We start from the raw sequence: 11,423 nt of genomic DNA on the forward strand, positions 1-11,423 counted from the left end.
GTCAGCGCACCCCCTGCTTGAGGCGTTCGACGTCGGCCCTGATGGCTGCCGCATATTCCTCGCTGAAGGGAATATCCTCGCAACGTTCCTGCGCCATGTCCATCTTGAACAGCAGAGCGTCGAAGTCTGGCGCCGGGGTATCGACGATCAGCGTGTCCAGCGCGTCCAAGGACGCTTCATTGGCTTCGTCTTCACCGTCCATACCGCTGGGCATGTCGTCGAATATGGCCTTCAGGCGGTGATATTCGGCCAGCGCAGCATCCCAGGCGGTGCGGTATTCCTCAGGCGCTGCCAGCAGCCGACGGGCATGGAGCATCAGGCGGTTGGCATTGTCCTCGTCGATACCGGTCTGGCCGCCGCAGGCCATGTGACCCAGCAGCCGAGCAAATTCCGGCCAGGATGTCGGCAAGGCCTTGTCTGCCCGATCCAACGCCTCGCCCATCGCCTGGCAAGCCTCCTCATATTCCGGGGTGACACGGTCGTCGTCCGGCACGGCATTAAACCGATGAACGGCGTCGTCATGCGCGTCGAGCAGTGCGCAGAAGGTTTCGCTGGTGGTCGACATGTCAGCGGCCCTCCACGCTCGAGAGGCGCGCGATGTCAGCGCGAAGCTGTTCGACGTGCTGGTCTTCCAGCATGCCATGATCTGCAAGGTGTTTGAGCTTCCAGTCGAGCGCCGCCAGATCCGGGGCACCCGTAGCGAACAGCGCCCATTCCGCTTCGCCAAGCGGCTCGATGCTATCCGACCATTCCTGTTCCAGCTCCTCGGTCAGCGTGCCATTCGCCTGCGCCTCACTGTGGCGGGCATCCAGCGCGCGGTCGCGTGTCCGCTCGGCTTGCAGTTTAGCGGCGGCTGCTTCCCAAGCGGATCGGTCGAGATGCTGGTCGGCCGCCAACACTGCGGGGCGGGTCATTACGTTCGTCATCGATCAGCCCTCCTTGTTCGCGATGCGGGCGGCATCAGGCAGCAGGACGTCGAGCACTGCAACGCCGTCATCCATCTGCCGGGCCATCATGAAAGCCAGCTTGGCATGAACGTCCGCGGCCGTTTCGCAGGGGAACAGCGCCACATCCCATTCGGTGGTCGCCATGGCGTCAGCCAGCGCGTTCGAGCGGTCATAAGCGGCCCGCAGGCCAGTCTGACGTTTCAGCCGCTGTGCCTGGCGGGTTCGGTGCAGATCGGCCGCGACGAGGCGACGCAGTTGTGCACTGTTGGGATGCCGACGGCCCGGATCGCCGTGCACGATGTCCCGAGCGAGGCTGACGGCAGCCGGTTCAGCCGTCGTCCAAAAGGGGCTGTTCTTGATGTCGACCGTCACATGCGGGACGGCTTCGACCAAAGCGTCGGTGCGCGCCTTCAGCGGGTCATAGGTGGCCGTGTCGAAGTCGTCGCATTGACGCTTGGCTTCGTCTGCGGCGGCGATCAGCTCGGCCAAGGCAGGGCTAACGCCCGAACTGGCGGCCATGGTCGATGCGACGGCCGGGACGGCGGCGGCAAGCGCGACGAGGCCAGCGCCACCGAACAGGGCGCGACGGGTGGTTTCTGTGGTCATGGTTTAGCCCTCCGCCCGCAGTGCGTCGGCCGCGATCGTGCGCAGCGCCGCCTCGTCGATCGCGCAATTTTCGAGATAATCGAGCAAGGCGTTGATCTTGATGCCGACGGCGGCGCGGTTCGGCGCAGGCGCGGCAGCGAGATGATAGACGGTCTCCCGCTCGACCCGGACGGCCGCGTCCATCACATCGCCTGGGACGCCACCCGGCGTCGCATTGTGCCGACGGACGGTTTCATGTGCCTCGGACCAAGCCGCGTGCGCGCGATGCCATTCGGCGTTCTCGGCTTCCGGTGCCTGCGATTTGTCCGGCGGAGTCATCAGCCGGTATTCCACCTCATCGAGAACCGTGCTGATCTCGACCAGCTTCTCGGAGGCGATCTGGTGCGTGCACCACGCGCTAAAGGCGGCATGATGCATGGGCGACGCCGGGTCATTCAGTCGTCCGACGACCTGCTCCATCAGTTCGCTGTTGGCGTTGTCCATCGTGACGATGACGCGCTCGATCGCGAGCGACATGTCGGCAATGGCCGTGACGGGGTCGGTGACGGTTGCCGCGATTGCATAGCTGGCCATCGTTCAGCCCTCCCGCGCCATCAGGCAGCCGTTCGACGGATGCCGGGTGAAGAGGCGCTCGCAGGCGTCGGCAGCGATCACCGCTTCGATCGCGCGCTGCTGACGGGCATTGGCGGCGCGATGCTCACCGGCCAGCGACCGGGCATACGCGCCGGGGTTGCCGGAGCGCAGATGCCGACGGGCAAGATCGACGGCGCGGCCGGTCGATTTGTTCAGTCCGTTTGAGGCACAGGTGATCTTGGCCGGACGCACGGCGTCCGGTAGGGGGGCAGTAGCCATATTCGTTCCTCCAGAACGGTTGTGGTCAGAGCCGGGTGGAGGGGCCTAATCCTCCGCTCGGCTCGTCGAGTAACGAAAACCGTTATACACGGCTCATCGTTATGGTCAAACGGAAACCGTTATCTTGCATATTTTTCGTTATTCCGGTATTCCACCAATATGTTGACCCCTGAAACGTGTCGCGCCGGAAGGGCGCTTGTCGGTATGTCTCAGGAAGAGTTAGCGGCAGCAGCGAACCTAGGACCGTCAACGGTTCGAAACTTCGAGGCGAAGCGGTCCACGCCGATCGCAAATAACTTGGCCGCTATGCAGGGCGTGCTCGAAGCTGCTGGCGTGCAGTTCCTGGCGGACGGGGATACGACATCCGGCGGCGTCGGTGTCCGCTTGGCGAAAGGCGAAAACACCTGACTCGACTGCCGACACCACGCGGGCCGGATCTCAGGCAATTTACAGCATTATCATAAAGTTGATCTGGCGAAATTGAACGCCGGGGCGCTTGAGGTATTTCGCTTCCATGCCCCGCTCCGATCAAGCCGACTCTTCGCTCCCTCGTTCGTTACGCTTTCTGTCCGGCGGCGGTGAGGCTGCTCGCCTGATCCTGGAACGGGATTGGACCGGACACCCCCTTGGTAAGCCCGAGACATGGCCTGAGGGATTGAAAGTCGCTCTGAGCCTCCTGCTCAATTCCCCGGAATCGATGATCCTCGCGTGGGGGCGGGACGACCTGACGTTCTTTTTCAACGACACCTACATCCCGCTGTTGGGGCCGCGACGCGACTGGGCAATGGGCACCCCGTTCAGAGACGTGTGGTCTGACGCTTGGGAACAGGCCAAGCCCATCATTGATGAAGCCTTCGCCGGTCAGAGCCAGCGCTTCAACGATTTGCCCTGGAAGCTCGATACGGATCGCGGCGCAGCAGATACGTGGTTTACCTTCTCCTATTCGCGTGTCCTGGACGCAGAGGGTGAGATTGCGGGCCTCTTCGTCTTCACGAACGAAACGACCGCACGCGTCCTGGCAGATGCTGCGCTGAAGGAAAGCCAGGCCAAGTTGAAGGCCGCCAACCTGATCCTCGAACAGAGGGTGGAGGAACGCACCGCAGAGCGGGACCGCGTGTGGCAGCTGACCAATGACTTGATGGCGACCGCCCGATTGGATGGGTACCTCATTCAGGTGAATCCAGCGTGGACGCGGCTGCTTGGCTGGACGGAGGAGCAACTCCTTACTCGGCCCTTCGTCGAATTCGTCGATGCTGCAGATCATGCGGAAACTGCTAGCGTCGTTGCACGGTTGGCGGCCGGAGAGATCGTCACCGGTTTTGTCGATCATGTGCTGGCGAGCGACGGCAGCGCTCGCACAATCATGTGGACGGCGGTTCCGGATGCAGGTTCGGATCTGTTTTACATCATCGGCCGCGATCTGACTGAGCAACACCGAACCGAAGAGGCGTTGCGCCAGGCGCAGAAGATGGAGGCGGTGGGTCAGCTTACGGGTGGCCTAGCCCACGACTTCAACAATCTGCTCACCGGGATGATGGGCAATCTCGAACTCCTACAGCACCGCGTTGCACGAGGGCGGTTGGAGGATCTCGATCGATTCATCCTGGCTGCGCAGGGAGCCGGGCGCCGCGCCGCCTCGCTAACCCAGCGCCTGCTGGCGTTTTCCCGCCGCCAAACCCTCGATCCGCGGCCCACTGACGTCAATCGGCTGATCAACGGTTTAGAGGACATGCTCCGCAGGACGATGGGGCCGGAAACCAGCCTTGAGGTGGTTGGCGCCGGAGGATTGTGGCCAGCTTGCATCGATGCTGGGCAACTCGAAAACGCGTTGCTCAACCTGTGCATCAATGCCCGCGACGCTATGCCGGAAGGCGGAAGGCTGACGATCGAGACAGCGAATAAATGGCTCGATGATCGGAGCGGCAGGGAACGCGACCTTCCCCCAGGCCAATACCTATCCATCTGCGTCACTGATACCGGGTCAGGCATGGATCAGCACACTATCGATCGTGCATTCGAGCCATTCTTCACGACCAAGCCCCTGGGGCATGGGACGGGCCTAGGCCTGTCGATGATCTACGGCTTCGCGAGGCAGTCGGGCGGGCAGGTCCGCATATATTCCGAGCTCGGTATGGGGACGACCGTCTGCATCTATCTGCCGCGCTATGTGGGCGACACTGAAGACGACGTGGAAGAGATGGTGGCCGCATTGCCCGATCGGGGCAGCGGCACGATCCTAATCGTCGACGATGAAGCGACCATCCGGCATCTGGTCGACGAGGTGCTGGATGAGGTGGGCTACACCGTCATCGGCGCAGCGGACGGTGCTGCGGGGCTGAAAGTGCTTCAATCCGGTGCCCGTATCGATCTGCTCATTACGGATGTTGGATTGCCAAATGGCATGAACGGCAGGCAGGTGGCTGATGCCGGGCGATCGTTACGGCCAGGCCTGAAGGTGTTGTTCATTACAGGCTATGCCGAGAACGCCGCTGTCGGAAACGGGCACCTTGAGCCAGGGATGGAACTACTGACAAAGCCGTTCACCCTCGATGCGCTGACCAGTAAGGTCAACGAGATGATGGCGACAAACGGCTGAATTTCGTTGAGGTTGATTCAGTTGGGTTAAGCGAAGTCAAATGGGAAGCGTCTAAGGGATGGAGGGGATGGTTTCCTCAGCCGCAGTTGACCGAAAAAGCGGGGCGGCGTTCGCCTCGAGTAAAGGGGACGCTGCCATTGCGGCCATCGGCTTGATGGGCGTTGCACTGAGCATCGCGATCGGCGTCGTGGCTATGGTAGGCTGGTCCTTCGACATCCCTGTCCTGACCCGATTCTTCTCTGCACGCAGTGCGATGCAGCCGATTACAGCGATGTGCGCGATCCTCGCCGGAGCAGGCATTCTGCTATCGAACGGAATACGAGCAGCCCGGTCGTCATCCATCATTCTTGCTACGTTGATCGTACTCGCGGCGGCGCAGACGCTGATCGAATACGCGCTGGGCGTCGATCTCGGCACCGATGGCTTCCTTTTTTCGACGGGCGTCGCAAACCAAGCCATCCCTTATCCATACCCGGGGCGCATGGCCTCACCGACGGCAGTGGCTTTCCTGCTCGTCGGCGTAGGGCTCCTCCTAGCGCATGTTCGGAAGCGTGGTGCCGGACTGATCTCGTCTGCATGCGCGACTGCGGTACTTATCCTAGTGATCGTTGCCCTGCTCGGCCAGTTCTACATGGTGACGCCGCTTACAGGGGTGTTTGGATTCACGCAGGTCTCCATACCCACGGCATTGGCACTGGGAGGCGCATCGCTCGGTGTTCTTTCATCACGACCCAATGACGGTTGGGTGCGGTTCCTCGTGGGAACGTCGGTAAGCGCAACGGCCGCTAGGTGGCTCCTCCCTGTCGTCGTGATCGTTCCGATCGCTGTCGCGTCATTGGCTCTGCGCGGTTCGGAGATTGGCCTGTACCCTTCCGACTTCAGGCTCGCCTTCACCACCGCCGTGACGATTGTGCTTCTCGCAGGGCTGGCACTCTGGGGCGCCTGGCAGCTCGATAGGCTCGTTGCGGTTCGCCAAGCGGCGGAAGCGTTGCAGAAAAGTGAGGCGACGCTGCGCGCCTTCTTCGAAACCGAAGGATTGTTCGCAGCGATAACGGAGCGGCAAGGGAACCACTTCCGCTATCTTCAAGCCAACCCCGCACTGGCTCAACTCTACGACCGGACTGATCTCACCGGCTTGAGCGTCGACGAGGTACAGCCGTCGGTCGATGCAAAAGCCATGATCGACCGGTTGGCGTATGTACTGTCCAGTGGGTCGCCGATGAGTTTCGAACAAGAAGTGCGTACTGAAGGCGCTGCACGCTGGTTCGCAGTCACAATCAGTCCGATTACCGGCTATTCGAATGAGACGCCGCGGTTGGCGACCACTGCCATTGAGATCACTGATCGCAAACGCGCTGAGGTACAGCAGGAGTTGCTGCGGCATGAACTTGGCCACCGTCTGAAAAACGTCCTGACGGTGGTCCAATCGGTTGCCTCGCAGACCTTGAGACAGGCAAATGATCTGCCTAGCGCCAACCGCGCGCTCGCCAGCCGCTTGGCGGCGCTTGGTGAGGCCACCGATGTGCTGACGGCACAATCGTGGGAGGCAGCGGATTTGCGGACGCTTATCGGCAAGGCCTTGGCTGCCCATGGCGGCATTGGTGAACGCCTGCGCGCCGAGGGACCTGCCATCACGCTGCACCCGCAAGTGACGCTGGCACTCGCGCTCGCATTGCATGAACTCGCGACCAACGCGGCGAAGTACGGCGCGCTGTCGACCCCATCCGGTTGCGTTGACGTGGAGTGGGGCGCAACCGAGGGAACCGATGAAGACGGCCCGCGCTTTCACCTCCGCTGGCGTGAAGCTGGCGGACCTGAGGTCCAAACGCCGTCCCGACGCGGCTTTGGGTCAACCATGATCGAGCGTTCCCTGGCCGCATACTTCAGAGGTGAGGCGTCGATCGTTTATCCGCCCGAGGGCGTGGTGTTCACCCTGAACTGCCCACTGGCGGAGGCGGGTAGCGTGAGTGAGTTGGCGTAGTGGGACAAAGTAAGCCGATCGGATCAAATACCATTCTGATCGTCGAGGACGAGGCGATCGTTCGCTTCGAACTCATCGACCTGTTTGAGGAGGAGGGCTACGAGGTCTTTGCAGCCGCTAATGCCGACGAGGCTATCGCGATCCTGGACCGGCACGGCGAGGTTCGTGTCGTGCTGACCGACATTGAAATGCCCGGAACAATGGATGGTCTGAAACTCGCGCATTATGTGCGGAAGCGCTTCCCTCCCACCCTTTTACTAGTCGCATCGGGGCACAGAAGCGTTCCGCCAGATCAGATGCCAGAGCATAGCGCCTATTTTGCGAAGCCGTTCGATCCCACCGCGATGCTTCGCAAAATCGATGAGATGACACGCTGAAAAGATCGGCGTGCCGGAGCCAAGGGATTCATCCATGTGTTGAACGCCCATGAATGGGGAACGCAAAGCCACCGCTGTCGAGCGGGCTGACCACAAAATTACCTCCAAGGTGAATGACGAGCGCGACAGCTGGCCAGTGCGATTAATCGGCGTCGCCAGCGAGGTCGGTGATCAGCCACAGATGCGGATGATCTGCGCGGCTACGGTCGCGGTCGGTATCGCCCGACGGGATCTACACCTCACCAGCACCGGTTTTAGGATGTTGGCTGCTCACACGCTTGCCACTTGGGCCAAGAGCAGGATCAAAGCCGTGATCAACCGCAGGCGCCCGAAAGACGGTGATGATCCACGGGTGCGGGAAGGTGATAGCGACCGTCACGAGGACAATTCATTCCCGTCTGGCCACAGCGCTGGTGCGGTCGCAGTCGGAGAAGCGATTGCGCGAGCATATCCAAATCATGCGGTCGCTGCTCGTGGTGCGGCATTGTCAGTGTCCGTCGTACAGGTGCCGCGCGGAACGCATTATGCTGGCGATGTCTTTGCCGGGATAGCCATTGGCCTGCTCGCTGAACGGGTCAGTGACGCGGCGATCGATTTAGCGGTGCAATGGGTTCAGCGCGAGTTTGTAGAACGGCAGCGTACTGACGCTACACCGATCGGCGTCCGCTGAACAACTGCACTAGCCCCACGATCAAGGCGATCACCAGGAGGATGTGGATGAGGCCGCCCGCGATGTGGAGCGAGAAGCCTAACAGCCACAACACCAGCAATATGACAGCGATCGTCCAGAGCATTGAATGCGTCCCTTATGTTCGCGCGGCCGTTAGGGCGGCATAAGATCGACAAAGCGCTTTTGAGTAGAAACGTTCCGTTACAATCCCGGCAAGGGCCTCGCTTCGCCCCATGATAGCCGCGGATACCGCACAAATGTCTTATGCACGCTGGGCCGCCGTCCGCCGCGCCAGAACCAGCCATGGTGGGGCGGGCAACCCCAACTCTGATAATTCGTTCGGCGGGGGTTAGGAGAAGACCGATCGCCCATGCCAGCAACGTCGTCTATTGCGACGAACCGAACAGCCCCCACGCTTTCGACATCATCCCGCTTCAGCCACGAAACGGGAACCTCGATGCGGAATGCCCCATCTGTCGGGGATATGGGCAATGGAACGCCGAGATCGATCTGGTCAGCTTCCGGTGCAAACGGGCGATCTGCGATTATTGCCACGGGGCGGGGTGGATCGAGACGGGCAACGACCCAGTCGGGCATGCCGACATTACCATGTCGCCGGAAGGCTATCCGCAATGGGTGATGGCGTATGAGCCGCGTCGAGATCGGCCTGAAGACTAAACGGTAATGATCAGGACGGGGTGCGGGCCTACTTCGTTGGTCCAGATATTTCTCGAAATGACGGCGACTCTGTGCTGTTCCAACGCTCAAGCGTTTCGCCGCATGCGCATTCGTAGCTGTCCTTATCACGCATCGGCGAGCGGAAAACAGACCGCTCGAAAACTCGTCCGCAATGATCGCATGTCACGTTGCCTGTTATAGCACTCGACCAAGTCTTTACCATTTGACCGCCCCGACCATTATTGGGAAATAACACATATGCGTCTTAGCCTTATGGCTATTTCCGGCATTAAGTTCTGTCAACGATGCAGCAGCTTGGGCTATGGTTGGCCAGAGCCGCAGAAGCCCCGGGTCTGCCGACATCATCGCGAGTAAACATGGTCAGATCGCATCAAAAAACGGAGACAAAATGCCGGACGATTACTGGAAGCAGCACGCGACCCTCTTCCGTAACGGTGGCGGAATGGCCCTCGCGCCTGATGCACCGATTTGGATGGACGCGGGCGAAGTCGCCCACGGTTCGCTGAGCGCCATGGTTGAGCAACGGGGGCAGTTGCCGCCGTCTCACCAACCTACTCATGTGATCAAGATCGCCAACGGGCAGCTTAGCGCAGAAAGCATTCGCGACCTGCTGGACCAGCCGCGATATGGGACCGAATAGCTTATGGGTATCCAGCCATACCTGGCCGCCGCCATTTGCCTCTTTACCGTCAGTCTAACTGCTTCCGTTAGAGCTGCGGAACCGGCCCAGTACCACTTGGTCATCACATACACCCCGGGCGGGGTTGTGACCGTTCCGTATCCGACCGCTGAGCGCTGCGAACGGGGTCGAAGAGCCTTAGAAATTGACTTGCAGCGGCGCATCGAACGAAGAGACAGAAACTCTCCACCTGGGGCTATAACTGTTGGGACCCCATATCACCTGCAGGGTGTGTGTATTCCGGGATGAATTCTTGCCTATCTGGCTTTTTATAACTGTGGTGTGGGCTTTGTACAGGTGGTGTCCACACCGCAGTTATCGCTTGGCGGCCTTGTTATTTTTGGCGTTGATGATCTCTATCATCGGCAGCTAGCGCTGGTTTTGCGCCCTGGATGCTTGATGATAGCAAGCGCTGAATCGGCAGCAGTTCTGCGCGTAGGGCTGGTTCACGATTGATCAATAGGCCTAATCGGTTGAGAACCGCGGCTCGTGCAACGGGGGTTCTGGCACTGGCTGCTTGCGCCAAGGTTTGAACGACGCGCCTATTACCCAGCATTCGTGCAGATAGATAACTCCCGCCAAGCATTAACGGTGCCGTTATAACTCCAGCCGCCGCTCCGGTGCCAGCGCCTGCAACGCCGCCCATCGCTGCGCCAAGGCCTGCTCCTGCACCACCGCCGCTCAAGATGCTTTGGATCGCCCTGAACCAGTTGCCGACTTGGCCCGACCGCGAGTTGTTTAACCTCGCAAGCGTCCCGGTTCGGGCCTCTGCGATCCTTGCCAAGTCTGCAAGGTCGCGGGCGCCCTGCTCACCAAATATCGCCGTCCTCGCTTCTGGCGAGTATTTTGCCACCTGGGAAAAAAACAGGTTCGGCGAGAACGCATTGTCCCCGTCCTGCCCGCGGCGCCCTAGGGTCAGGACCCATTGATGTGAGCGTCGCGATCTGATTCAGGCTCCACGAGGAGACTGGTGATGAGCGACCTTTTTTGGCTGACGGACGATCAGATGGAGCGGCTGCGGCCGTTCTTCCCCAAGAGCCACGGCAAGCCTCGGGTGGATGACCGGCGGGTGCTGAGCGGCATCGTCTTCGTCAACCGCAATGGGCTGCGCTGGCGGGATGCGCCCAGCGCCTATGGTCCTCACAAGACGCTGTACAACCGGTGGAAGCGCTGGGGCGAGCGTGGCGTGTTCACGCGCATGATGGAGGGGCTGGCTGCAGGCGATGCCGAACCGAAAACCGTCATGATCGATGCGACCTACCTGAAGGCGCACCGCACGGCATCGAGCCTGCGGGTTAAAAAGGGGATCTCGGCCGCCTGATCGGACGCACCAAGGGCGGCATGAACACCAAGCTCCATGCCGTGGCCGACGCGAACGGCCGCCCATTGAGCTTCTTCATGACCGCAGGCCAAGTCAGCGACTACACCGGCGCGGCAGCCCTGCTGGACGACCTGCCAAAAGCGCAGTGGCTGCTCGGCGACCGCGGCTACGACGCCGATTGGTTCAGGGACGCTCTCCAGGCCAAGGGCATCCAGCCATGCATCCCGGGCCGACGATCGCGCAACGAGCCGGTCAGATACGACAAGCGCCGCTATCGGCGTCGCAGCCGCATCGAGATCATGTTCGGCCGCCTCAAAGACTGGCGCCGCGTTGCCACACGCTACGATCGCTGCCCCACGGCCTTCTTTTCCGCCGTTGCTCTCGCGGCCACCGTCATCTTCTGGCTGTGATCAACGAGTCCTGACCCTAGCTACCGCGAGGAACGGATATTTCCCAACGATTTGAGTGCCCATCTGTGGCGTTTTTGGGGCACCATCTTACCGAGTGTAAGATGTCGATATTGCGATAAGCTTATCTGTTCGACTGGCAAGCGAACCATCTTTCATTCTCTCACTGACCCAGGCCGCGTCGGAAAGCGGCGAATGACGGCGATCGTCAGATCGCTAACGGCCATTCGTAATCTGCGGTCGCTTGATATTTCAGGACGGCGTTAAAGACGTATTCGGCGAGTAGAC

The 11,423-nt window shown here is 60.8% G+C and carries 13 protein-coding genes; 7 read left to right on the forward strand and 6 right to left on the reverse strand.

Annotated features, from left to right (window positions below):
* Position 1: 1 nt before the first annotated feature.
* Genes ACWKSV_RS00190 through ACWKSV_RS00210 form a run of 5 tightly spaced genes read right to left on the reverse strand, consistent with a single transcriptional unit; the run spans position 2 to position 2,405 of the window.
* On the reverse strand, positions 2 to 565 hold the full coding sequence (locus tag ACWKSV_RS00190; RefSeq protein WP_076715360.1) for a hypothetical protein: 564 nt from the start codon (positions 563 to 565) through the stop codon (positions 2 to 4).
* Between the two features lies 1 nt (position 566).
* Entirely contained in the window at positions 567 to 926 is a 360-nt protein-coding gene (locus ACWKSV_RS00195; RefSeq protein ID WP_156884203.1) for a hypothetical protein, read from the reverse strand.
* Positions 927 to 929: 3 nt separating this feature from the next.
* Positions 930 to 1,553 carry a hypothetical protein gene (locus ACWKSV_RS00200; protein WP_076715363.1) on the reverse strand — a complete coding sequence of 208 codons (624 nt, stop codon included), beginning with the start codon at positions 1,551 to 1,553 and terminating at the stop codon, positions 930 to 932.
* A 3-nt stretch (positions 1,554 to 1,556) separates the two neighbouring features.
* Positions 1,557 to 2,126 (reverse strand): hypothetical protein, encoded by a 570-nt coding sequence (locus tag ACWKSV_RS00205; RefSeq protein WP_076715365.1) that lies wholly within the window; start codon positions 2,124 to 2,126, stop codon positions 1,557 to 1,559.
* A gap of 3 nt (positions 2,127 to 2,129) precedes the next feature.
* Positions 2,130 to 2,405, reverse strand: a complete 276-nt coding sequence (locus ACWKSV_RS00210) for a hypothetical protein (RefSeq protein WP_156884204.1) — start codon at positions 2,403 to 2,405, stop codon at positions 2,130 to 2,132.
* 204 nt (positions 2,406 to 2,609) lie between these two features.
* On the opposite strand from ACWKSV_RS00210, the gene ACWKSV_RS00215 reads away from it, so the two are divergent.
* From ACWKSV_RS00215 to ACWKSV_RS00235, 5 genes are all read left to right on the forward strand, one after another.
* Positions 2,610 to 2,813, forward strand: coding sequence for a helix-turn-helix domain-containing protein (locus ACWKSV_RS00215; protein ID WP_216637081.1), 204 nt, complete (start codon positions 2,610 to 2,612; stop codon positions 2,811 to 2,813).
* 247 nt (positions 2,814 to 3,060) lie between these two features.
* Positions 3,061 to 5,001, forward strand: coding sequence for a hybrid sensor histidine kinase/response regulator (locus tag ACWKSV_RS00220; RefSeq protein WP_338469001.1), 1,941 nt, complete (start codon positions 3,061 to 3,063; stop codon positions 4,999 to 5,001).
* A 154-nt stretch (positions 5,002 to 5,155) separates the two neighbouring features.
* A complete protein-coding gene (locus ACWKSV_RS00225) occupies positions 5,156 to 6,982 on the forward strand; it encodes a sensor histidine kinase (protein ID WP_172839632.1) in 1,827 nt (608 codons plus the stop codon).
* Entirely contained in the window at positions 6,982 to 7,359 is a 378-nt protein-coding gene (locus ACWKSV_RS00230; RefSeq protein WP_083706575.1) for a response regulator, read from the forward strand. The genes ACWKSV_RS00225 and ACWKSV_RS00230 overlap by 1 nt, the downstream gene beginning before the upstream one ends.
* Positions 7,360 to 7,408: 49 nt before the next feature.
* Positions 7,409 to 8,029: a phosphatase PAP2 family protein gene (locus ACWKSV_RS00235; RefSeq protein WP_076715372.1), complete on the forward strand. Its 621-nt coding sequence runs from the start codon at positions 7,409 to 7,411 to the stop codon at positions 8,027 to 8,029.
* Here ACWKSV_RS00235 and ACWKSV_RS00240 read toward each other — a convergent pair.
* A complete protein-coding gene (locus ACWKSV_RS00240) occupies positions 8,007 to 8,153 on the reverse strand; it encodes a lmo0937 family membrane protein (RefSeq protein ID WP_156884205.1) in 147 nt (48 codons plus the stop codon). The genes ACWKSV_RS00235 and ACWKSV_RS00240 overlap by 23 nt on opposite strands.
* A gap of 963 nt (positions 8,154 to 9,116) precedes the next feature.
* On the opposite strand from ACWKSV_RS00240, the gene ACWKSV_RS00245 reads away from it, so the two are divergent.
* Entirely contained in the window at positions 9,117 to 9,368 is a 252-nt protein-coding gene (locus ACWKSV_RS00245) for a hypothetical protein (RefSeq protein ID WP_156884206.1), read from the forward strand.
* 1,012 nt (positions 9,369 to 10,380) lie between these two features.
* A protein-coding gene (locus ACWKSV_RS00250) for an IS5 family transposase (RefSeq protein ID WP_156884132.1) occupies positions 10,381 to 11,138 on the forward strand; the annotation gives its coding sequence in 2 pieces (ribosomal slippage) (positions 10,381 to 10,714 and positions 10,714 to 11,138; 759 coding nt in all).
* The last annotated feature ends 285 nt before the right edge of the window (positions 11,139 to 11,423 follow it).

This window comes from Sphingomonas sp. SphC10 (genome assembly GCF_057004845.1).